The 21,850-nt window shown below is 47.2% G+C and carries 20 protein-coding genes; 6 read left to right on the top strand and 14 right to left on the bottom strand.

Annotated elements, in window-relative coordinates:
* The first annotated feature begins 601 nt into the window (after positions 1-601).
* Entirely contained in the window at positions 602-2,368 is a 1,767-nt protein-coding gene (locus tag ACMQ5W_RS13580) for a sigma-54 interaction domain-containing protein (protein ID WP_419025630.1), read from the top strand.
* Between the two features lie 93 nt (positions 2,369-2,461).
* On the opposite strand, the gene ACMQ5W_RS13585 is transcribed toward ACMQ5W_RS13580, so the two are convergent.
* Complete coding sequence (locus ACMQ5W_RS13585) at positions 2,462-3,019, bottom strand: biotin transporter BioY (RefSeq protein WP_419025631.1); 558 nt, start codon at positions 3,017-3,019, stop codon at positions 2,462-2,464.
* Positions 3,020-3,360: 341 nt separating this feature from the next.
* Entirely contained in the window at positions 3,361-4,770 is a 1,410-nt protein-coding gene (locus tag ACMQ5W_RS13590; protein ID WP_419025632.1) for a Sapep family Mn(2+)-dependent dipeptidase, read from the bottom strand.
* A 170-nt stretch (positions 4,771-4,940) separates the two neighbouring features.
* Here ACMQ5W_RS13590 and ACMQ5W_RS13595 point away from each other — a divergent pair, with 170 nt between their 5' ends.
* Complete coding sequence (locus ACMQ5W_RS13595) at positions 4,941-5,972, top strand: hypothetical protein (protein ID WP_419025633.1); 1,032 nt, start codon at positions 4,941-4,943, stop codon at positions 5,970-5,972.
* Positions 5,973-6,037: 65 nt separating this feature from the next.
* Here ACMQ5W_RS13595 and ACMQ5W_RS13600 read toward each other — a convergent pair whose 3' ends face one another.
* The 7 genes from ACMQ5W_RS13600 to ACMQ5W_RS13630 all read right to left on the bottom strand — a co-directional run bounded on the left by ACMQ5W_RS13600 (position 6,038) and on the right by ACMQ5W_RS13630 (position 11,671).
* On the bottom strand, positions 6,038-6,838 hold the full coding sequence (locus tag ACMQ5W_RS13600; RefSeq protein ID WP_419025634.1) for an MBL fold metallo-hydrolase: 801 nt from the start codon (positions 6,836-6,838) through the stop codon (positions 6,038-6,040).
* 126 nt (positions 6,839-6,964) lie between these two features.
* A complete protein-coding gene (locus tag ACMQ5W_RS13605; protein ID WP_419025635.1) occupies positions 6,965-8,104 on the bottom strand; it encodes an aldo/keto reductase in 1,140 nt (379 codons plus the stop codon).
* Positions 8,101-8,577 carry a flavodoxin gene (locus tag ACMQ5W_RS13610; protein WP_419025636.1) on the bottom strand — a complete coding sequence of 159 codons (477 nt, stop codon included), beginning with the start codon at positions 8,575-8,577 and terminating at the stop codon, positions 8,101-8,103. The genes ACMQ5W_RS13605 and ACMQ5W_RS13610 overlap by 4 nt, the downstream gene beginning before the upstream one ends.
* Positions 8,578-8,594: 17 nt before the next feature.
* Positions 8,595-9,743, bottom strand: coding sequence for an aldo/keto reductase (locus ACMQ5W_RS13615; RefSeq protein ID WP_419025637.1), 1,149 nt, complete (start codon positions 9,741-9,743; stop codon positions 8,595-8,597).
* The gene (locus ACMQ5W_RS13620) at positions 9,700-10,386 is read right to left on the bottom strand and encodes a DUF4405 domain-containing protein (protein ID WP_419025638.1); all 687 of its coding nucleotides are present in this window, start codon (positions 10,384-10,386) and stop codon (positions 9,700-9,702) included. The genes ACMQ5W_RS13615 and ACMQ5W_RS13620 overlap by 44 nt, the downstream gene beginning before the upstream one ends.
* A 33-nt stretch (positions 10,387-10,419) precedes the next feature.
* A complete protein-coding gene (locus ACMQ5W_RS13625; protein WP_419025639.1) occupies positions 10,420-11,097 on the bottom strand; it encodes a flavodoxin in 678 nt (225 codons plus the stop codon).
* 85 nt (positions 11,098-11,182) lie between these two features.
* Complete coding sequence (locus ACMQ5W_RS13630; protein ID WP_419025640.1) at positions 11,183-11,671, bottom strand: cyclophilin-like fold protein; 489 nt, start codon at positions 11,669-11,671, stop codon at positions 11,183-11,185.
* A 158-nt stretch (positions 11,672-11,829) separates the two neighbouring features.
* Here ACMQ5W_RS13630 and ACMQ5W_RS13635 point away from each other — a divergent pair, with 158 nt between their 5' ends.
* Positions 11,830-12,705 (top strand): LysR family transcriptional regulator, encoded by an 876-nt coding sequence (locus ACMQ5W_RS13635; protein WP_419025641.1) that lies wholly within the window; start codon positions 11,830-11,832, stop codon positions 12,703-12,705.
* A gap of 267 nt (positions 12,706-12,972) precedes the next feature.
* Here ACMQ5W_RS13635 and ACMQ5W_RS13640 read toward each other — a convergent pair whose 3' ends face one another.
* A complete protein-coding gene (locus tag ACMQ5W_RS13640; protein ID WP_419025642.1) occupies positions 12,973-14,361 on the bottom strand; it encodes a PLP-dependent aminotransferase family protein in 1,389 nt (462 codons plus the stop codon).
* 118 nt (positions 14,362-14,479) lie between these two features.
* Here ACMQ5W_RS13640 and ACMQ5W_RS13645 point away from each other — a divergent pair, with 118 nt between their 5' ends.
* On the top strand, positions 14,480-15,256 hold the full coding sequence (locus ACMQ5W_RS13645) for a PhzF family phenazine biosynthesis protein (protein WP_419025643.1): 777 nt from the start codon (positions 14,480-14,482) through the stop codon (positions 15,254-15,256).
* A gap of 91 nt (positions 15,257-15,347) precedes the next feature.
* Here the strand turns inward: ACMQ5W_RS13645 and ACMQ5W_RS13650 are convergent, their stop codons facing one another.
* From ACMQ5W_RS13650 to ACMQ5W_RS13665, 4 genes are all read right to left on the bottom strand, one after another.
* The gene (locus ACMQ5W_RS13650; protein WP_419025644.1) at positions 15,348-15,770 is read right to left on the bottom strand and encodes a flavodoxin; all 423 of its coding nucleotides are present in this window, start codon (positions 15,768-15,770) and stop codon (positions 15,348-15,350) included.
* 23 nt (positions 15,771-15,793) lie between these two features.
* A complete protein-coding gene (locus ACMQ5W_RS13655; protein ID WP_419025645.1) occupies positions 15,794-16,342 on the bottom strand; it encodes a DUF3793 family protein in 549 nt (182 codons plus the stop codon).
* 594 nt (positions 16,343-16,936) lie between these two features.
* Positions 16,937-18,220 carry a cytosine permease gene (locus tag ACMQ5W_RS13660; protein ID WP_419025646.1) on the bottom strand — a complete coding sequence of 428 codons (1,284 nt, stop codon included), beginning with the start codon at positions 18,218-18,220 and terminating at the stop codon, positions 16,937-16,939.
* Positions 18,221-18,321: 101 nt separating this feature from the next.
* The gene (locus ACMQ5W_RS13665) at positions 18,322-19,473 is read right to left on the bottom strand and encodes a PucR family transcriptional regulator (RefSeq protein WP_419025647.1); all 1,152 of its coding nucleotides are present in this window, start codon (positions 19,471-19,473) and stop codon (positions 18,322-18,324) included.
* Between the two features lie 104 nt (positions 19,474-19,577).
* Between ACMQ5W_RS13665 and ACMQ5W_RS13670 the strand changes: the two genes are divergently transcribed.
* Both ACMQ5W_RS13670 and ACMQ5W_RS13675 read left to right on the top strand, forming a co-directional pair.
* Positions 19,578-20,357 carry a PHP domain-containing protein gene (locus ACMQ5W_RS13670; protein ID WP_148492408.1) on the top strand — a complete coding sequence of 260 codons (780 nt, stop codon included), beginning with the start codon at positions 19,578-19,580 and terminating at the stop codon, positions 20,355-20,357.
* 105 nt (positions 20,358-20,462) lie between these two features.
* Complete coding sequence (locus ACMQ5W_RS13675) at positions 20,463-21,755, top strand: Na+/H+ antiporter NhaC family protein (protein ID WP_419025648.1); 1,293 nt, start codon at positions 20,463-20,465, stop codon at positions 21,753-21,755.
* The last annotated feature ends 95 nt before the right edge of the window (positions 21,756-21,850 follow it).

Raw genomic sequence — 21,850 nt, forward strand, 5'->3', positions numbered from 1 at the left:
GTCCAAAGAGCCGCAGGCGAATATTCTGCTCCACGATGTTTTTGTGTTTTTGAGAACATTTGATCCTGTTTGACATAATGAGTATCCGCAAATGAAGCCGAAGTAAGCCTGGAATGGCACTTCTGGTTATTTTTTTGCATCTCTGCACGCCCCAAATCATTGTCCCAAATGGCACAAAAGTAACCCTGCGCTGTATTTTGCTCCTTGCCATGGCTCAATGTGACTTTTCCTATTCCAGGCTGCCGCCTTTGGCGTTTCTACGCCCTGAATTTTATGACAAATCATCAAAAAACCTCCAAAAACATAAAAACATCGTGACTGTGCTGCAGGACCCTTCCCTTTGCAGTGTTCTGCTATAAAAATGCAAAAATGACGGAATCAAAGATTCTGATTTTGCACTTCGTATACCATCATATAGCAGCAAGAAATGTGCCAAAGGAGGAAAGTGAGCCCATAGCCCATTCTCAAACTAAAGCAATTCTCAGATTTGAGAATCATTCTCTATCCTTTTGCTGTCAGATGTTGTATAATGTGTGTAATACAAGTGGTTTCTCACATTTGAGAACTATTCTCAATTTTCTCACGAAAGGTGGTATCGCAGGTGAGTTACTTAGAACAGATTCAGACGGAAGTGCAGCAGTTTGCAGAGGTCATTTCCGAGGCACTTCACGTGGAGACCGAAATCGTCGATGACAGCTGGCAGGTGACAGGCGCAACTTGCCTGGTATTCGAAGCTCCTGTCATGGAATGGAACAACACCAACTCAAAGATTACCAGACAGGTATTTGAGACAAAGCGTGCGCTGCTTCTCTCCGATCCCGGTCAGAACCAGCTCTGCGCGGAGTGTACGGAAAAAGACCGCTGCTTCTATAAAGCCGGCCTTTATTATCCGATCCTTCTTCGCGGCACCTGCTATGGCATGATCAGCCTGGTAGCGTTTAATGAAGAACAGCGCAGCAACATCATGGACAACAGCTACGCCTTCATGAAGTTCACCAGCAAAATGGCCGAAATACTGGCTGCAAAGATTCAGGAACTGATCATCAGAGAAGAACTCAGCAGCACCAACGAATATCTGAAGACCATCATTTCTTCTGTCCACGAAGGCATCATCGCCTGTAATACGGAAGGGATCATCACCTGTTTTAATGAGACGGCAGAAAAAAAACTGGGTATCGCCAGTGACGACGCTTTGGGCAGACAGATTGCGGAGGTCATTCCCGGCTCCCTGCTCGTTGACGCTCTGGAAAAAAAGACCTCGATCTTTGAGAAGGGCACAGAATATCAGTCCGCAGACGGCAGCCCCCTCCATCTGATTTCCAACGTCACCTTGGTTAAAAAAGAAGAGAAATTGCTAGGTGCAGTGGAGTCATTCAACACCGATGAGAGCCTCTTTCGTATCGCACACCGCCTTCTTCGGGGAGACGATGCAGCTTCTTTCTCAAACATCATCGGACAGAGCCGCGTCATGCGGGATGCCAAATCTGCCGCCAGCGCCATCGCAAAGAGCCCATCCACGGTTCTGATTACCGGTGAAAGCGGCACCGGCAAAGAACTCTTTGCCAGAGCGATTCACAATGCCAGCCTGCGCAGTGACAATCCCTTTATCCCCATCAATTGCGGTGCCATTCCCGACGCTCTTTTAGAAAGTGAACTCTTCGGCTATGAGGGAGGTTCCTTTACGGGAGCAAAAGCAGCCGGCAAACCCGGCGTTTTTGAAATGGCCCAGGGCGGGACGATTTTTCTCGACGAAATCGGTGATATGCCGCTGAATTTACAGGTCAAGGTGCTGAGAGTCCTGCAGGAGAAAACCGTACAGCACATCGGCAGCGCCAGGGAAATTCCCGTGGACGTGCGGGTCATCGCCGCCACCAATCAAGACCTCAGTGCAAAGATAAAGACTGGCACTTTCCGAGAAGATCTGTTCTACCGGCTCAATGTCATTCCTATGACCATTCCGCCCCTACGAGAGCGCAAAGAGGACCTCCCCCTGTTAATCCATTTTCTCTGCGGCAAATATGCGCAGGTTTTAAATCGTGAAATTACGGGGCTTTCAGAGGATGCCCTGGATCTGCTTTATCAATATGACTGGCCTGGGAATATCAGGGAATTGGAGAATGCGGTAGAATACGCCATCAACTATACCTTTGATGGCGGCTTGATCAACGCAGCCAGTCTGCCCAGGTGGCTTTCTCAGCACACGCTGCAGACGACGGCCGGTTCTATAGAGCAGATGTCCGAAAGAGAGAAGATAAAAAGCCTCCTGCAGACCAATGGAACGTCGCTGGAGGCTAAGAGACAAATCGCCGAGTTCTTGGGAATCAGTCTGGCAACCTTATATCGAAAAATCAAGAAATACGAACTTTGACTTCATCAGTTGTTATGCAAAACAACGGTAAAAATGTCATCCCATGCGGCAGATTGCCAAGAACGGACCGATTTGCATAACTGGCGCCTGTGCTTACACCTTCTCAATCATCCTCGACAGCCTGCCGCTGAGCATCAGAGCGAGCATCATCTTGAGGATGTCAGGGATGACAAAGGGCAGAACGCACCATCCCAACACGGCGGAGAGGCCGATAGGACCGACGGTTCTCCCATAAACTGCCATAAACCAAGCCGTACCAAAGGTGAAGTAGACGATCATGGCTAAGACCATGGCCAAAGCCAGGGCCCATGTTTTTCTACCGATCAGCTTCTCCATGGCCCACATGACAAGACCGGAAAAGATAAATCCAATGATGTAACCACCGGTCGTTCCAAAGAGAATCCCAAGGCCTCCTGTAAAACCAGAAAAGACCGGTATCCCCACTGCTCCCAGGAGAATGAAAATCAAAATTGCCAAAGTGCCTCGCTTGCCGCCCAGCACGCCGACCGTCAAAAATAGACCGAAGGTCTGCATGGTGAAGGGTACCGTCGTAGGAACAGCAATCCAGGAGCAGACCGCCATCAGCACTGCAAAAATAGCAATACATACCATATCATAAGTTTTATTTCGTTTTGTCGTTATCGTCGTCATAGATACTTCCCCGCTTTTCTTTTGTTAGAGAAAGTATACACCAGCGCTTTTCTTTCGTCAACCCATTTTTATTCAAAAGGTGACAATTATGCCCGACAAAATCGGCGATTCTGCCATGCCGCCTGTCTATTTTACCTGTCATTTGCGTCTTTTTTGATGAAAGCACCTAACAATTTTCTTCTATTCGGTGGCAGGACGGCAATTGACAACGAAGTTTCAAAGGTTACAGCCATCGCAATGAAGGCTGCCCCCTTTGCAATACGGGAACTGTTAGGTGTTTTGAGGGGTTTTTTGACAAATGACGGGTAAAATGACGGTGATAGCAGGTCAGCACTCCAATCTCAGCGTTTATTTACCCCCATTCCCAGCAGTGCTTCCAGCCCCTCTGCAAAGATCCAGGTCATCTTCTCCAGGCTGTCGATTGCAAGAAACTCATTGGCCTCGTGGGCCAGTTCCTCTTCGTAAGGGAACAGCGGTCCAAATGCCACTGCCTTGGGAATGGCTCTGGCATAAGTTGCACCGCCGATGGCAAAGGCTTCATGTTCCTGATCCCCAGTCACCTTGCGGTACACTTCCATCAGCTTGACAACAAAATCCGAGTCCGGTTCCGTATAGACGGGCGGCAGGAAATCTTTCTCCTTGTAGAAAAATCCTGCCCGGCTGCAGGTCATCTCAATGGCACCTACCACAGTCTCTTTTTCCATAGAAGCAGGATAACGCAGATTGGCTTCCAATACCACGTCTCCGTCTTCACAGCGCAGCACCCCTATGTTAAACGTCGTTTTCCCTGATAACTGGTCTTCAAAGCCGCAGCCGAACTTCTCTGCGCTCCAATCCATACCGATGTACCGGTTGTATTTTTCAACAAAATCGTCTATTGACAATGTGCATTTGATTCTGCTCAGCCCCAACATCAGCAGGCTGATGGCATTGAGCCCTTTTTCCGGTGACATGGCGTGGGTGCTCTTTCCCTGGGCTATGACGATAATCTCATCGTCAGCATATTCCGCCGTGATGCCCTCAAATTCATTCAACTCTGCAATGATTTCTGTCGGATCGGCATTGTGGCACTGCAATACACAGCCGGCTTTTCCGGCAACCACATTTCTGCCGCTGCCGCCATAAAGCCCCACAACTCTGATATCTGCCTCCTTATCGTCAAATAACGATATATTCATATCAAAATCGACAAGACCTTTTTCGCAGAAAATCAGCGGAAAGTATCCGTCAGGAACGATGGAATAGTCAGGAAGTCTTTCCACATGGCTGGTATAATAGTTGATACCGCCCCAGCTCTCTTCTTCGTTGGTACCTACAATCAAACGCAGACTAGTCCCGGCAGGAATCCTGCCCTCGTCCATCAAATATTTCATGGCGTAAAGACTGCTGATCAGCGGTCCTTTGTCATCTCCACTGCCTCTGCCATAAATTTTCCCCTCCTTTACAACGCTATCAAAAGGATCCGTATCCCAGCCTTCCCCAGCCGGCACTACGTCCTCATGAGCCAAAACGCCGATCATGAACGGTCCATCACCGATAGTAATCTCCCCTGCATAACCGTCGAAGTTGCGAGTTTTCATGCCAAGGTCTTCCGCCCGCTGCAGAATCCACCGCAGACCTCTGTCCACCTCTTTTCCAAAGGGCTGATTGCTGCCTCCATCCTCAGAAAAAACGGTAGGAATATTTATCAGTTCTGCGACATCAGCAATCATCGCCTCTCTGTTTCTTTCAATAAATTCATGTATCGTCATCGACAAATCCTCCTCTTTACATTTTCCTGTCATTATAAGGTTCCCCTTCCCCTTTTGCCTTGTATTTATTTTAAATTTCAGTTTTTGTATTTGAAGTTATTACAACGCAATCAGACCCTTTTTTGGCTATAATGGAGCTACAAAATTCGAAAACTACACGAGGTGGAAAAATGTTAAAATTTGAATTACAGAGAGCAGCTGATAAGCTGATCAACGAGATCTTTGCAGTAAAAAAAGGGGAAACTGTAGTCATTACCGCAGACACCATGTCAGATGAAGGCCTTGTGGATGCTGTGGCCGCCAGCGTCTACAGCGTCGGCGGTTATCCCATGGTCATCACCATCGCTACGCCTGGCGGTGTGGGCAAAGCCGCTGATCCAGATATCCCTGTAGAAGCATTGACAGGCGCGCTGCTGGGAGCCGACGTATGGGTAGAATTCAACCATCAATGGATGCTCTACTCCACGCCATTTGAAATCGCCATGGAAAAAAATCCGAAGCTGAGATACATGTGCCTTGTTGACTTCTCCCAGGAACTTCTGATCCGAACTGTCGGCAACGTAGAAACGCCACAGCTGCAGATTTTCATGGAAGCATTTACACAGAAACATATCGATGCCAAAGAGATGCACGTCACAACACCTGCCGGCACCGATGTCAGCTTTGAGCTGGACCCTGGTCACCTGGTCTGCAACGACTGCGGCAATGCCACTGTTCCCGGCATGCACATGCTGACGGGACAAATCAACGTCGTCCCTCGTTTTGGAACGATCAACGGCAAAATCGTCTTCGATGGAACCATCACTCCTCCATTTGGCAAGGTACCTTCCCAGCCAGTGGTGTTGACCGTTGAAAACAGCAAAATCGTCAAATTCGAAGGTGGTCCCGAAGCGGCCGAATACGAAAAATACCTGAAATCCTTTGACGATGAAGGAATGTTCAAGATGGCGCACATCGCCTACGGCTTCAACCCGGGAGCAAAACTGACCGGCAACGTGGTAGAAGATGAGAGAGTGTGGGGATGTACAGAATGGGGAATCGGTTATGTCAGCCCAATCGATGCGCCGCCAGCAGGCCAGGATGCGAAATCCCATACAGACGGCATCTGCCTGAACTCCACCGTATGGCTGGACGGCAAGCTGATCATGAAAGAAGGTATCGTTGTAGACGAGGAACTGGCTGCACTTTCACCAGTGAAATAACAACGCATGACAAAAGCCCGCGAAGTTCATTCGCGGGCTTTTGTTATGATGAGTGCGGCAGCATTCTAAATCTGTATTACTTCTAAGTCTTCTGGTACATACAGGTTTCCACTGAAATAGGCTGCGCCTTCTCGTTCGTACAGCTTCTTTCGATGCAAGAGGTTCTCATCTTCTGTATGGTAAAGAAGCAGATTCTTCACCTGCAGCTTCTCTGCCAGCTGACAGGCGTCTTTCACTGTAGAATGGTGTTTTTCGTAGGGATGATAGATTTCTGCCTCCGAAGAAAGGCAGAAGGCTTCGTGGAGCAGCCAGGTGCTGCTTGCCGCATAGGCTTCGTTGCAAGAGTTGTAAGGCTCGTCGCCGCAGCAGGTCAGCTTTTTGCCGTCATCAAAATACATGGTGAAGCCGAACTGCTTTACTTTGGTCGATTGAATGTCAAAGAATGCAATTTCTCGTCCCAGGATGCTGCGCCTTTCTCCATCAGATACGGATATGAGATGAACCCTTTGACCGATAAATCTGCTCTGCTTTTCTGGCAGCAGCATCTGTGCCATCTGATCAATCAGCCCAATCACTTCATCATGGGCGTAGATTCGCACTTCACCCTCGTACTTATTTCCATTCATGTTCTGGCAGATCATACGCAGCATCCAGATGATGCCCAGCACATGATCGATGTGTTTGTGGGTCACGAAGATGTCTTCGATGTTCCTCCAGTCTATTTCCGCACCCTTCAACTGCCGCAGCAGGGTATTTCCCCCTCCGCCGTCCACCAAGAAATGCCGCTGCCCTTCGCTGAGGACAAAACAAGTATTGTAGCATTCCGTAACCATGGCGTTGCCGGTTCCCAGCATGGTAAGTTTCATAGATAGCCGCCTTTCTAGTTTTAATCTGTCCCTATTTTACCATAAATTTCTCTGCCTTTATATCTCTTTTACAGTCTTTAGGTACACCAGCCACAATCATAATGACGTATGGCCTTTCCACGTTTTTTACAGCCCTGCCGGCTGATTCAATTTCTCTACAAAATCGCTCATGGCATCTGCGATAGAAAGCTGCTGCGGACAGACTGCTTCGCAGCTCTTGCAGCCGATACAGGCACTTGGACGTTTCTCTTCCGCCAGAGCGTCTACAGCCATATGGGTGATCAGACCGTTGGAAAAACGCGTTTCATTATACATGGACAGTAGAACCGGAATATCCAGTTCCTGCGGGCAGTGCGCCGTACAATAACGGCAAGCAGTACAAGGCAGAATATCCAGCATACTGTCCGCAACCTCCATCAAAGCCGCTGTTTCTTTTTCCGTCAGAGGTTTCTCTTCTTCATAAGTTTTGATGTTCTCTTTCATCTGTTCTAGATCAGACATGCCGGAGAGCACCATTTTGACGCTGTCTATGGACTGGAGAAAACGGAAAGCCCATGCCGGTACACTTTCCTCAGGGCGCAGGGCAGCCAGCTTTGCCTTATTCTCATCTGACAGTTTTGTCAAAGCGCCGCCGCGCAGAGGCTCCATGACCCACACCGGGATTTCATATTGTGCTAACAGCTCCACTTTGGCTTTTGCATCCTGCAGCGTCCAGTCCAGGTAATTGAGCTGGATCTGGCAGAACTCCATATCCTTTCCGTAGACCTTGAGAAATTTCTCCATGGTTTCAAAGCGGCCGTGGGCAGAAAATCCCAGATGACGGATTCTGCCAGCCTTTTTCTGCGCCAGCAGATAATCCATGATGCCGTACTTTTCGTCCATGTAGGGATCGACATTTTTCTCATAGATGTTGTGAAGCAGATAAAAGTCAAAATACTCGGTGCCGCATTTTGACAGCTGTTCCTCGAAAATCGCTTCCACCTTATCCATATTGGCAAGATCGTAACCTGGAAACTTGTCGGCCAAATAGTAGCTTTCTCTCGCATACTGGCTCAGAACTTTGCCCATGATCACTTCGGATTGACCGTCGTGATAACCGTAGGCCGTGTCAAAATAGTTGATGCCGTGTTCTATGGCATAAGCGGTCATCTCGGCTGTCTGTTTCTCATCAATGGGGCCATTCGGATCACGATTTACCGTAGGCAGCCGCATAGCGCCAAAACCCAGCGCCGATAATTTCATATCTTGAAAGTCTTTATATATCATTTTTGTACCTCCTTCAGCCACTTTTCTACAGCGGATGCCGCATTGCTGCCACCGCTGCCGTAGATTTCAAAGCCTGCAAGGACCTGTGCGCCGTCAGACAGCTTCTCTACATCTTTCTGGATGTGCGCCATTCCGCCGCCTCCATGGGTGCAGAAAGGCACGACCGTTTTTCCGCCAAAGTCATGGGCTTCCAGGAAGGCCGCTACCGGCGGCGCCATGGTACTCCACCAGTTAGGCGTCCCCACATAGATGACGTCATAGGCTGCGATATCTATATCTGACATTAACGCAGGCCGGTGTCCGGCATTGATTTCTTTTTTGGCTTGCTTCACCACATCGTCATATCCGGCAGGGTAAGGCTGCGTCGGTATGATTTCAAAGAGGGTGCCATCCACCTGTTCGTTGATGATCTCGGCAATTTTCCGCGTGTTTGCAGAATGAGTATAATATACGACTAAATTTTTCTGTTTCATAAAACATTCCTTTCCTACTATCTTCCAAAGGTTGTAACTGCTTCTTTCATATTATCTATAATTCTTACACCAAATGGACAACGTTTTTCACAGGCACCGCAGGCAACGCAGTTTTCAGCCGTGTGTTCCAGTGCGCTGTAGTGTTCTCTGACTGTTTCTGGTATCGAACCCTGTGCTTTCGTAAGGTTGAGGAACTTGGTCACAGTAGCCACGTCGATGTTCGCAGGACACGGCGCACAATGGCCGCAATACATGCAATGTCCCTGCCAGCTGATATTCGGCATCAAAGCGAAAGCAACCGCATAATCCTTCTCCTCATCTGCGGCCGACTCATAGGCCACGCTAATCTCCAGTTCTTTCAAAGTGTGGGCGCCAGAAAGGACGGTAGCTACGGCTGGTCTGGTCAATGCATAGTGAATGCACTGATTTGCTGTCAGTGCAACGCCTGCAGGGGACATGGAAGCATCCAGCAGATCACCGCCGCCAAAAGCTTTCATGACTGTAATGCCGACACCTTTTTGTTCACACAACTCATAGAGACTTTCTCTGTCCGGATCGATATTGACATGCTGTGACTGATAGTTTTTGTCGTCCCACAAGTCATTGCAATCTTCGCTGGCTGGCTGTAAGTCATAGCACGGATTGATACTGAACATGAGAACTTCAATCAATCCACTTTCCACCGCTGCCTTTGATACGACAGGATTATGACTGCTCATGCCAATGTGCCTGATCTTTCCAGCAGCCTTCAGTTCTTTTGCAAATTCCATAATCGGACCGTGACAGACTTCCTGCCAGTCTTGCATAGAATCCACATAGTGTATCATACCTACATCTATGTAGTCAGTTTCAAGGCGAGTCAGCAAATCGTCAAAACTGGTTCTCACTTTTTCGATATCCCTGGTCCGCTCATACTGATCGACCTTCCACGTGGTGCACAGATGGGCCTGCAGAATGAACTTTTCTCTGCGGCCTGCCAGGGCTTTGCCCAGACGATCTCGCAGGTTCGGATTCGGCGTATAAAAATCCAGATAGTTGATATGAAGTTCCTCCGCCTTATCCATCAGAAGCGGCGTCAAAGTTCCGTCGTGATCCACGAAACCTTCGCAGCCTAAACTGATTTCACTGACTCGTAAGCCCGTTTTCCCTAAATTTCTGTATTTCATTTTTCCTCCTTTTCTTCAAGAACCGATTACTGATATAGCCGATACAGGCGAAGAGCACCATGACGGCGATGTAATCGAAGAACAAAAATACTGCTGGTCTGTTAAAATCAAAGAACACATACTCGATGCGCAGAAACATTTTCTGCCACAGCTGCTGCGAATCAGCGGCAAAGATGCCAAACGCCGAAACGATGCCAAGACCCATGCCCACGGAGACACGACTGATTTTATCGTTGACACTGCGGCTGGAAAGAGCGAAATGGTATCCCAGATGTATCGCCATCAGTGCATATCCCCAAGAGGTAGAAAACATATGGAGTTTCCTTGCAAACATCGACGCGGGCAGTTCCAGGAAGGTGAAGACTTCCGTCGATAACAGGATTCCGCTAATCATCATGCCAATCATGGCCAGAGCCAGCAGGAGATTGACTGCGGTATAAAAAATCCGCGCCGGCTTGTATTTTCCTTTAAACAGGGCTTTATACCACTTCAGATTCAGCCCGTTATGCACCAGGAAGAGCACAAAGAGTGCAACACCCAGCCACTCATGGATACGGTTTCCCGTTATATGAAATGCCATCAATGCCAGAAATAAAGCAATCAAAAGCAGGTCGATACAGACTTTGATTCTTTTCTTATTCATCTTTCTTATCTCCTTTCGGCTGGGTGTCCAATATTATAATCGGTTCAGCCATTGCCGCACTTCGTCACCGGCTGAAGGCACATCGTCCTGATAAATATGCAGCCCCTCTGCCACGCTAGCTTCTGGCTGCGCCTCTTCAATGGCTGCAATGGCATCCGAGAATCCGCTGCCTCCGCTGGTGCAGAAAGGGACGATGGTTTTGCCGGCCAGATCATATTCTTCTAAAAAGCTGTACACCGCCATCGGCATATCAAACCACCAGTTCGGAAATCCCAGATAGATGGTGTCATAGCTTTCCATATCTTCTACGTGAGACGCTAGTGCCGGCCGAATTCCTTGACTGCCTTCACCTTGTGCTGCATCGACAAACCCATCATAATCGTCCACGTCGTATTTCTCTTCCATCTCGATAAAGAACAAATCGCCGCCTGTCTCTTCCTGAATCATGTCAGCGATGATTTTGGTGTTCCCCTCGTGCTGGCCGCCCACGACCTGAACGCTGGCTGAGGCTACGGCATCTACACCATCCTCTTCCTGGACATTGCCGACCCTGGAGAAGTAGGCGATCAAAACCTTTCCATCTTCCTTTGGGCTTTGTTTCTGTGTCTGTTCCTGTTGATTGTCATTTCCCGCAGACTCCTCCTGCTGACCACAGCCAGCGAATCCAAGAGCCATCACAGTAATCAATATGCTTAATAATATTTTTTTCATTTTTATCTTCCTTTCATGTATAGACCTTATCACTTTGAGTGGACTCCAAGTCAAGGGTTATTTTTCATTTTTGCAAAAGTTATTTTTACGCTGCCACTTTGCTCACCTGTATCACCCCAGACAATGTCTCAATCTGGTCAGCCCCCGACACCGCTTCTCCAAGTTCATACAGACCGCTTGCGCCGCCGCATTCCCCATAAAAAAGCACTACATCACCCCAAGGGGCGTAATATGCCAAGGTTCCAGAGGGACCCTCAGCAGGGGGCGCATCACTGGTGTCCAGTTCCTCCGGCGGATAGAAGATTTTTTCATTATTGCTGTAATTCTCCACCTGAATTGATAGGGGCAGCTGTTCGTACAGTGCCTTTGCGGCTGAACTGTCATTGAGCTGAAATACGACGTTCTGTCCAGATGCTCCCTCTACTCGAATCTGTAGCACATCAGTGTCATTTTCTTCTGATTCCCAAGTCTGATCTGCACTGTCATCATCAGAATCCTGTTTGGAATTGCTGCTGCAGGCGAAAAGCGAAAGCAGCAATACTGCGCACAGGAAAAGGGATATTCTTCTTTTCATGAGTTTTGTCCTCCTTTATATCCTCTGTCGGTAGTTTCATTTTAGCATCCGGCTTATCACTTAGCAAATACTCATATTAAATACATTCACATGCTTTACAGGCATGTGTAATTATGATATACTGACCTCACAAATAAAGCAGAAAGGAGATTCACCCGATGGAGTTTCGCGTACTACAATATTTTTTGGCTGTAGCAAGGGAGCAGAGTATTTCCGGTGCGGCTGAAGCCCTGCATTTCTCTCAGCCCACCCTATCCAGACAACTCAAAGATTTAGAAGAAGAGCTTGGAAAGCAGCTCTTTATCAGAGGAAACCGCAAGATCACTTTGACAGAGGAAGGCATCCTTCTCCGCAAGCGGGCAGAAGAAATTACAGAACTGATGCAAAAAACAGAAAGCGAAATTTCCCAGTCCGATGACAATGTTGCTGGTGACATTACCATCGGTGCGGCTGAAGCAAAACCGGTACGCTTTCTCGTGCAGGTTGCCCAGGCGCTGCAACGTCAATATCCTCTGATCCGGTTTCACGTCATCAGCGGCGACCGTGCTACAGTGATGGACCAGCTGGATAAGGGCCTGATCGACTTCGCACTCCTCCACGGCGATGTAGATTCTGCCCATTTTGAATCTCATCCCGTGCCTTATCACCACATCTGGGGTATTCTCATGCGCCGCGATTCCCCTCTGGCAGCAAAAGAAGCTGTCACGAAAGAGGATTTGCGTGGTCAGCCCATGATCATTTCCAGACAGATTTATCAGAACCCCGCTTTTCAGGAAGCATTCAAAAACGGCGACCAACGGATTAACGTCGTCGCCACTTATAATCTCATATATAACGGTTCTCTGATGGTAGAAGAAGGCATGGGTTACGCCCTATGCTTTGATCAGCTGATCAATACTGCTGGCGATAGCCAGTTGTGTTTCAGACCCTTGGTGCCAGAATCTAAAATAGGCATGTCACTGATCTGGAAAAGATATCAAATTTTTTCCAAAGCCGCCCAAGCTTTCTTGCAGAAAGTAAAGGAAGAAGCCTGAAGAATGGTATTACCATTTTCCCTTGACAAAAGCGCCACAAAAACGTTAAACGTTCTTCGCATACTCGTCACAAAAGATTGCTATACTAAGAGTGTCAAAAGGATACAGGGTTACGAGATAATTTCTTTTGAACGTTCTTTCTTAATTAAATAAAATATCGCAGCCAGGAGGCCTCATCGTCAGATGAGGTCTTTTGGTGTATTGCGCCCCTATGTTATGATAATAGAAATATAAAGAAAAAAGGGTTCAGCAAGACAGTGCCCACTACTACTCTAAATAGTCTTTGAGCGCCTGTAATCCTTTTGATAGCTTATGCATACTCCCTGCAGAACAAAGCGCCACCCGCAGGTACTTTTGGCGCTTGTTTTCTGTCACCGCGAACCGCTCAGAGTGATAGACGCGAAGCCCTCGTTCCAGCAAATCCTCCTCCACCCGGCGAAAAGGTTTTGATGTTGCAATGGGCAGCCATTGGTAGTAGCTGACTTTCCACGGATCCCCGTCTTCTCTTGGGAACACCTCTGAAAACAACGCACAGGCCTTCTCTGTCATCTCTCTTTTACGCATAGCGATTTTATAAGCATCACCACTTAAAATCAGTTCCGTGATGATTTCTGCATCGAGGGAAGAGGTCTTGATGTTTGCATTAAACAACCCATGAAGGATTTCACGTCTAAAACCTTCCCCAAAAGTCATATATGCGACCCTTAGCCCTGGGCACAAGCTTTTGGTCATGCCGCAGATGTAGATGCTCTCCCCTTTTAACAGGTCGAACAGGGAGGTCTCCCTTTCGCCGCCGGACGCAGTCAGCCAGGCGGAAATATCATCTTCCAGCAAAATCAGGCCGTACCCTTTGATGATCGCCGCCAGTTCTTTCCGTCGTCTTTCCGAGATGGTCACCGTCGTCGGGTTGCCGCAGGATGGCATGAGATAGACCCCTTTCAACCTGCTAACAGTACACTGCTTCTTCAGTTCGTCGGCCCGCATTCCCTCCTGATCCCCTTCTATAGGAACCAAAACAATATGAAGCATCTTCGCCAATTCGATCAGATTGGAATAAGTGTAACGATCCGTGGCCAATCTGTCACCTGGTGAAAACAGAGAGATCAACGCCACGGTCAGGGCATTCTGGGCACCTGAAAAGATGGCGGTATGATCGTGATTGCCATGAACGCCTAGCTGTTCCATCCATCTGATTCCCGCCGCAATCTGATGAGGATGGCCTGCTGGCTGCGAATACCCATATAGGCCGCGCAGGTATCCTCTTTCTACCACCGTTTGGGTAGCTCGTTCCACAAGTTCACTGTATTCGCTGAAGCCGTTGACAGCCCCCATCTCGATACATTGGCTATCGAGATTAGACGCGGTGATGGTGATGTCTTCTGAAGAGTGGGGCGAAACAAAAGTGCCTTTTCCCGTGGTGCCGTAAATCAGACCTTTCTTTTTGCAAACTTCATAGACCCTGGTGATGGTCGTATAATTCAAATCTAAATAATCTGCAATTTCACGCTGAGGCGGCAGTTTTGTCCCTGGCTTTAACACCCCGCTTTTAATCTTGTTCTCCAGATCCGCAGCCAGTGCTTTATAATACGGCTGTTCCAGCCGATGCTTCTCCGGCTTCCATGTCAATGGGTATTGATCGAATGCGTTTATCGGCATCAGATTCTCCTCCTCTCATTGTTGTACATACAATTTTTACATTGTATGTATTGTACTACGATGATATACTGAGGGCAAGTAGATCAATAGATAAATAGATGGAAACGGAGGATAAGCAATGAAACAATATATCGTAGATGCCTTTACGGATCAGGTCTTTTCTGGGAACCCGGCAGCCGTCTGTGTGATGGAACAGTGGATTCCTGAAGAGCTCATGCAGAAAATCGCCATCGAAAACAATCTGTCGGAGACAGCCTTTGCCGTAAAAGAGGGCGAAGATTATCATCTGCGCTGGTTTACTCCTGGAGGTGAAGTCGATCTCTGCGGTCACGCCACTCTTGCCACTGCATATGTCATCACTACATTTTCAGAGACTGCATTGAAGGAAATTCGCTTCAAAACCCTCAGCGGCACTCTGACAGTCAAGAAAGAGGACGATCTCTTCTCCATGGATTTCCCATCCTTTTCACTGACACCTACCCCCATTACGCAGGAAATCATTGAAGCTATCGGCATAAAGCCCATGGAAGCGTACCTAGGTGAAGATATGGTCTGTGTTCTTGCAAGTGAAGAACAGGTAAAAAATGTTACTGGCGATCAGGAAAAAATTCGCCAGCTAGCTGGCCTTTTGCTCCACGTTACAGCAAAAGGTGACGTCAGTGACTGCGTAACCCGCACCTTCGCGCCAAAATGCAATGTGACAGAAGACCCCGTCTGCGGCCGTGGCCACTGTCATGTCATTCCATTATGGGCAGACAAGCTGGGGAAGAATCAGCTTACTGCATATCAGGCCTCAAAGCGGGGTGGCGTTCTCTATTGTCGTTACGCTGGAGAACGCACGATACTGAGCGGAAAGGCAGTTCTTTTCGCGGAAGCGGAGATTCTTAAAGAATGATGAAAAACGGGGAACTGCTCTCGCAGCCGAATATTAATCAGCTCAAAGCAGTTCCCCGTTGAGATTATGTTGATCTTTACGCTAGCAATGCCTAGAGCAAGGATTTTCCAAGTGCTTTGCATTCCTGCTGCGCAGTTTCATCAGGTGCCTCATTGCAGATCACACATGGGCAAGCGATGACGGCTTCATCCTCAATGCAGCGGTCCTCCCAGCAGCGCATCCACTCTCCATCTCCCCAGCCATAAGAACCAAATAAAGCAATCTTCTTGCCCTTCAATTTTTTCTCACACTGCTCAAAGAGAGGTGCAAATTCTGCCTCTTCCAATTCTTCCGCGCCCATGGACGGGCAGCCGAAGGCAACTGCATCATAGTGATCCATTAATTCTGCGGAGAATTCCGCCGCTTGAAAGCTGGTCACATCTCCCCCTCCATCTTTGATGCCTGCTGCAACCAGTTCTGCCATCTTTTCGGTATTGCCAGTTCCACTCCAATATACCACTGCGATTTTGCTCATTATTCATACCTCTTTCCTTATATTTATATGGCAACTGTCAGTTGCCAAGCGGTCTTTCCCTGATGAAAAAGACGCTTATAGACCTCTTTACATTTTTCATATTTAGCAAATAGCCTGACTGCTTCACATTCATTGCAGTATACTTTCCAGCAGCCGCTGCACTTGCTGTTTCTGCCGGCATTTTCAATAAACCCGATCACATCGCCCAAAGGATATCCTAAAAAAATGCCAATTTCGTGAGGAAACGTTCCTTCTTTCTCAAAACGTGTCTGTAAGACTGAAATAGCCTCGCCTGCAGAAAACTTTTCATAACCAAAACTCTTGAGAAAATCCTCGACACCATTCTGCGCCAAATCTGCCTGCAGCTTTTTTTCCCGATAGACATAGATCAAAGCGCTGTGCTCATATTTTCTCAATATCACAATCGAAACGCCTTTTCCCCGCAGATTTCGGTTTAGCTCATCGATATATGCATGCAATTGCTCATCTGAATCATATATGTAGTTAAATAAATTGGCCGTTTTCAATGATGCCAAAGTTGGAGAACAATGCTCAATCAAATAATCTTCCATAGATACTGTCTTCCTTTCCGTCTAGTTAGTTTAGGCTAACCGCTTAGTCTATAGGAAGCGGGCATGTTATATGCCCGCCTACAGACTACACATTCGTTAATCAAAATCACTTAAGGAGAACTATAAACTATCTGTTTTCTCATTCAGTTAGTTTTAACTAACTATACTATAATCTCCATCTTTTGTCAATATGAATTTAGTAAAATCGTCCAAATCATACCCCTCCTCCGTATATTACGCAGCAATCATAGAAAATCCGCCTCAATCATCCGACTTTAGGTCTGATTCGGGCGGATTTCCCTGCCTTTGCGCTATCTCTTTCATTTCCTCTTGCCCATCAAAGGGTTTCAGGACGAAAAAATTCATTAAGTACAGTTAAAACAATGATACTCGTTCATATTATATAATTCACGCATCTATCTTTCGATTACTTTTTTGCCTTCTCACAAGCGCTCTTGCACTGCTATACCCCTGCCAATTCTCGAAATCCGCCTGAATGACTTGATTTCAAGGCACTTTCAGGCAAATCTTGGCGCTGCGAACCAAACAGGCGGATCAAACGTGCACCTCTTTTGTCATCAATCCTATCCACTGCTAATTCAATTTGTCCTGCGGTCTTTTGACCACCTTTGCCAAGATTATGTATAAGACTGCAGCTGTGATGATGCCTTGTGCAAAAGGTACGCCATAAGGAATCAATTTGATGACCGCATAACCACAGAGCCATGATAAGATGCCAATCCAGTTGAAGCCCTCCGGCATTCTGTAATTCTCAGGCTTTCCTCTGCCGATAATCCAGTAGTCGGCCAAAATGACACCCATGGTCGGCAGCAGTGCATCACCTAATATGTAGAGGAAATCCTCAAAATGATCTGCCAGGCCCAACACCGCGCAGACCGTACCGATGAGCCCAGCGACCATGGTTGCTGCCGCCCGCTTGTTCTCTGCCAAGTTGAACATCAAAACGGCATTGATGCCGCCTGAATAAGCATTGGTCGTATTGGTCGTCCAAGTGGCTGAAATTAAAACCAGCATGCCGATAATTGGAATGCCAATCTCGCAAAATACTAAAGTGATGTCATACTGCTGAGCGACTCTGGTCATGATTGCGCCCAGAACCACCATCAAAACACCAGCTGGTGCCACACCCAGCGAACTTGAGATAATCGTATCTTTTCTCGTTCTCTGGTATCTGGTGATATCAGAAGCCGCGAGACAGCCTGCCGCCATAAAGCTGACGGTCAATACGATTCCATCGATAAACGACATAGACGGTACCGCTGGATTAACTGACAGCTGCTGTGTTCCATATTTGTTCAGTGCCATGATGCAGCCAACAATCGTAACAATAAACAGGGCGGGCACTGCGATTTTGTTCAGTTTGTCCAGTGCATTGATGCCGTAAACTGCCGTAATCAGCATGATCAATCCCCAAATAATCATGGATATGATCGGGGACACGTTTACATGGAAAAATTGGTCAATCAGATTGGAAAACGCATCGCCACAGACGCTGGTCTGCACGGCAAACCAACCGATCATGGAGATAAAGATTAACGTACTGATGATGAACCTCGCTCCTTTTTTACCAAAGCCGCCGATGGCCGTTACGCAGGTGGGCACACCCAAATCGCTTCCCATGATACCCATCAGGCAGAACAACACGATGACAATGAAATATCCTACAACGCCAGAAAGAATGGCATTTGTCAGTGACATGCTCTCTGCCAGAATGCCTCCAAGCAGCAGGCTTGGAACACAAATCATGATGCCAGCCTGAATTAATGCGACGTCGATCCAATTTTTTCGTTCTTCCACAGGCACCTTCTCAAGAGTCGTCGTCTCTATATTGCTGCCTCTTTTTTTCTTCTCGTCCATAGGTCTCCTCCAATGTGATTTTTCTAAATTATACAAATTTTCGAAGGAAACCACTTTATTATTATTTTAAAATAATGATGGTTTTTTTAAAATAATTTCAATCAGAGTTTTTCGTTGATCAGCGTCCGTAGTTTGACAGCCACAGCTACTGTCTCATGAAATTTCACGTTGTCATTCTCCATGCCCAGAGCCGCCTTCACTTTGTTCACCCGATAGCGGATGGTATTTTCGTGCTGATTCATTTCCAAGGCGGCCGCTTGAAAATTGCCGGAATTGGCGACATAAACTTCCATGGTCAGCAGGATTTCCTTTACATTCTCTATTGACACTTTCTGCCTGATGGCGTCAACATAAGCTTTGTAAAAGTCATGGGCTTCCTGTGTATCTTTCACAGTCAAAAGCAGCTGCAGCACCGAGAGCGGGTCATAGTTCTGAGAGGACATGTTCATGGTCCTGGCGGTTTCTAAGGCCCTTTTTGCCTCTTCCAAAGCTTTGCCGATGTCCTTTCTGTTGTATATTCTGCTATAGCCCATCACCGGTTCACTGATGAACTCTTTGATGCGGATAGAAGTTACGTCAGAATGACGGCGAAGGGACTTTTCGTCATCATCGCTGAGAATAAAAATCTGTTGATTGTTACTTCTCACGTAGATGTCGTTTTTTTGTTTCAAATAATAAAAATGCAGTTCCACTTGAGCGATGTCAGAATTGAAGTCTCCTTCGACTTCGATCACGCGCAGATAGTTCTTCATATTCGGGTTGATGCTGTAGAGAATTTCCATCTTCTCGCCGGGGTGAACATTGCCATACATGATTTTTTCAATTTTCAGGGTGTTGATGGCATTTAAATTGTCGATGGAAATATATTTGTTAACGGTATCTATAATTGCCGCATAAGGAATATCTTCTGGAATTAAAACAACGGGAAAGTTGCTGCGGTCGCAGGATTGCAAAATGTCATCAGTTAAAACGTACAGCATATCATCTGTTACCACAAAGAGACCAGAGCACTCTGTCTTGATTAAAGTATCTAAATACTCGTAGATGTTCTCCGTCTCATATTTAAATTGATCGAGACAGGTAATAAACACATCGCCTGCTGCAATGATGTCTCTGTCAACAAGATTTCTGTTGCAGGGACAGTCAAAGACGGAAATTCGTTTGATTTTTTTGTTTAAGCCTCTGCTGCCGGCCAAAACCTTTGCGTCATCAAACATGGCGTTTTTTAAAATTTCTTCCAAGGATACAAACATTATTTACCTCATTCACAAATAATTACTATGATTTTCATCAATTCTTAACTTGTATAAAGTCTAATACAGGTGTAAACTATATTCAAGAAGGAAGTGATATAAATATGAAATTTGATATGCACTGCCATACAAAGGCTGGCTCCATTGATTCGAAAATTTCTATCGAAAGATATATCGAGCTGCTGCAAGAAAAAGGCTTTGATGGCATGCTGGTCACAGACCATGATTCATATAAAGGATTCAGGTATTGGCAGCAAAACAAGGAACAGATGCCTGATGATTTTGTCGTACTGATGGGTGTAGAGTACGATACAAAAGATGCCGGACATTTTCTCGTCATCATGCCTGACGAACTCTGCCTCAGAGTTCTGCAGATTCGCGGCATGTCCGTAGAAATGCTGGAACGCATTGTACATCATTTTGGCGGAATCCTCGGCCCGGCACATCCATTCGGCGCTCGCAGTTCCAGTGCCATGTTCTTCAACAAAATGCGCAAGAATCCGCAGTTAGTGAGAAAGTTCGATTTCCTGGAAGGATTCAATACCTGCGAGACCGTCCACGCCAATCAGGTTGCCCAGCTGCTGGCAAAAAAATACGGCAAGCAGTGCCTTGGCGGCTCTGATTCTCACAAGGAAGAATACGTGGGCATGGCCTTTACCGAATTCGACCGCGATATCACATGCAACGATGATCTCATCGAATGCGTCAAGGAAGGTGGCGTCGCCGCTTTCGGCGGAACAGAACGGGTGTTTTTAAGAAAACACAAAAAGAGAAATTCTTTTGCTGCCACATGGGGATTCAAGGCATACAATCGCAGTCTGGGATTCCTGTATTCACCCTATAGACAGCATAGAATCAAGAAATTAGCCTTGCACCACAGTTAATATTTTGATAAAATATTTCTTGCAAAGCGATAGTATTTGGCTCGACCTTTGTCCGCAGAGGCCGGGCTTTTTTCGTAATTATCCACAATATTAAGGAGAATAGAAATGAACGAATCAAACATCAAACCAAACGGACTAGCCCTGCTCCCGATTTTGGTCTTTCTGGTTCTTTTTCTTGGAACGGGAATCATATTGAAAGACTTCTATACCATGCCAGCGGTAGTTGGGTTTCTCATCGCACTCATTGTAGCCTTTATGCAAACACGAGGCAAATCATTTAACGAAAAATTTTCAATCGTCGCCAGAGGTGTGGGAGATGAGAACATCATCACCATGTGCCTGATTTTCCTGGCTGCCGGCGCTTTTTCCGGGTCTGTCTCAGCGGCAGGCGGCGTAGACAGCACTGTCAATCTGGGGCTGTCACTGCTGCCGCCGAGCATCGCCGTCATCGGGCTCTTCGTCATCGGCTGTTTCATCTCCATCTCCATGGGAACTTCGGTAGGAACCATCACCGCACTCGTTCCCATCGCCGTAGGTATCAGCGAGAAGACTGGGTTTGCCATGGCCATCTGTGTCGGCGCGGTAGTTTCAGGCGCCATGTTCGGAGATAACTTGTCCATGATTTCCGATACCACCATTGCAGCAGTCAGAACCCAGGGCTGCGAAATGAAGGACAAGTTCAAACGAAACTTTCTCATCGTCCTGCCGGCGGCCATCGTGACCATCGTTGTTCTTTTTTTCCTGACCCGCGGCTCCAAGTTCAACATGGACGACAATCTGGACTACAACATCCTGCAGGTCATCCCGTATCTGCTGGTATTGATCACGGCCATCATCGGCATCAACGTATTTATCGTTTTGATCAGCGGCACGGTGCTTTCCGTTATCGTCGGAATTGCCACTGGCGCTATGGCTCCTTCCGCAGTATTTACTTCCATCGGCACAGGTGTTACCAACATGTATGACATCACGGTCATTTCCATCCTGGTAGCGGCAATCAGCGCCTTAGTAAAGCAAAATGGAGGCTTCGCCTTTATCCTCGAGAAGATACATAACCATGTACACACCTACAAAGGCGCAGAATTCGGCGTTGCTGCCCTGATTTCTCTGGTAGATGCCGCCACGGCCAACAACACCGTCGCCATCGTCATCGCAGGACCGATAGCCAAGGAAATCAGCGAAGACTACGATATCGAACCGTCCAGAAGCGCCTCACTTCTCGATATGTTTGCCTCAGTCTTCCAAGGCATCATCCCGTACGGTGCACAATTGTTGACAGCTGCCGCTCTCAGCGGACTGACACCTTTCGCCATCATTCCATATCTGTTCTATCCATACTTGATGGCAGTCTGCGGCATCGTCAGCATTCTGCTGCCACAGAAGAAACGCACAGAATAGCTAGAGTTATAAAGAACGTGGAAATGACGGAATCAAAGATTCCTATTTCCAGATGTCGTCCGCAAGGGGAGGCGACTCTTTGCAAGGTATGTTCT

This window comes from Emergencia sp. (genome assembly GCF_048465375.1).
Classification (GTDB): Bacteria; Bacillota; Clostridia; order Peptostreptococcales; family Anaerovoracaceae; genus Senimuribacter.

Excerpts from the sequence above, each read along its gene's own strand:
- ACMQ5W_RS13600 (WP_419025634.1), bottom strand. The coding sequence starts at position 6,838 with ATGAAACTTACCATGCTGGGAACCGGCAACGCCATGGTTACGGAATGC.
- ACMQ5W_RS13650 (WP_419025644.1), bottom strand. The coding sequence starts at position 15,770 with ATGAGCAAAATCGCAGTGGTATATTGGAGTGGAACTGGCAATACCGAA.
- ACMQ5W_RS13615 (WP_419025637.1), bottom strand. The coding sequence starts at position 9,743 with ATGAAATACAGAAATTTAGGGAAAACGGGCTTACGAGTCAGTGAAATC.
- ACMQ5W_RS13630 (WP_419025640.1), bottom strand. The coding sequence starts at position 11,671 with ATGAAAAGAAGAATATCCCTTTTCCTGTGCGCAGTATTGCTGCTTTCG.
- ACMQ5W_RS13605 (WP_419025635.1), bottom strand. The coding sequence starts at position 8,104 with ATGATATATAAAGACTTTCAAGATATGAAATTATCGGCGCTGGGTTTT.
- ACMQ5W_RS13655 (WP_419025645.1), bottom strand. The coding sequence starts at position 16,342 with ATGGAAGATTATTTGATTGAGCATTGTTCTCCAACTTTGGCATCATTG.
- ACMQ5W_RS13665 (WP_419025647.1), bottom strand. The coding sequence starts at position 19,473 with ATGTTTGTATCCTTGGAAGAAATTTTAAAAAACGCCATGTTTGATGAC.
- ACMQ5W_RS13625 (WP_419025639.1), bottom strand. The coding sequence starts at position 11,097 with ATGAAAAAAATATTATTAAGCATATTGATTACTGTGATGGCTCTTGGA.
- ACMQ5W_RS13590 (WP_419025632.1), bottom strand. The coding sequence starts at position 4,770 with ATGACGATACATGAATTTATTGAAAGAAACAGAGAGGCGATGATTGCT.
- ACMQ5W_RS13645 (WP_419025643.1), top strand. The coding sequence starts at position 14,480 with ATGAAACAATATATCGTAGATGCCTTTACGGATCAGGTCTTTTCTGGG.
- ACMQ5W_RS13620 (WP_419025638.1), bottom strand. The coding sequence starts at position 10,386 with ATGAATAAGAAAAGAATCAAAGTCTGTATCGACCTGCTTTTGATTGCT.
- ACMQ5W_RS13585 (WP_419025631.1), bottom strand. The coding sequence starts at position 3,019 with ATGACGACGATAACGACAAAACGAAATAAAACTTATGATATGGTATGT.
- ACMQ5W_RS13595 (WP_419025633.1), top strand. The coding sequence starts at position 4,941 with ATGTTAAAATTTGAATTACAGAGAGCAGCTGATAAGCTGATCAACGAG.
- ACMQ5W_RS13610 (WP_419025636.1), bottom strand. The coding sequence starts at position 8,577 with ATGAAACAGAAAAATTTAGTCGTATATTATACTCATTCTGCAAACACG.
- ACMQ5W_RS13660 (WP_419025646.1), bottom strand. The coding sequence starts at position 18,220 with ATGGACGAGAAGAAAAAAAGAGGCAGCAATATAGAGACGACGACTCTT.
- ACMQ5W_RS13635 (WP_419025641.1), top strand. The coding sequence starts at position 11,830 with ATGGAGTTTCGCGTACTACAATATTTTTTGGCTGTAGCAAGGGAGCAG.
- ACMQ5W_RS13670 (WP_148492408.1), top strand. The coding sequence starts at position 19,578 with ATGAAATTTGATATGCACTGCCATACAAAGGCTGGCTCCATTGATTCG.
- ACMQ5W_RS13675 (WP_419025648.1), top strand. The coding sequence starts at position 20,463 with ATGAACGAATCAAACATCAAACCAAACGGACTAGCCCTGCTCCCGATT.
- ACMQ5W_RS13640 (WP_419025642.1), bottom strand. The coding sequence starts at position 14,361 with ATGCCGATAAACGCATTCGATCAATACCCATTGACATGGAAGCCGGAG.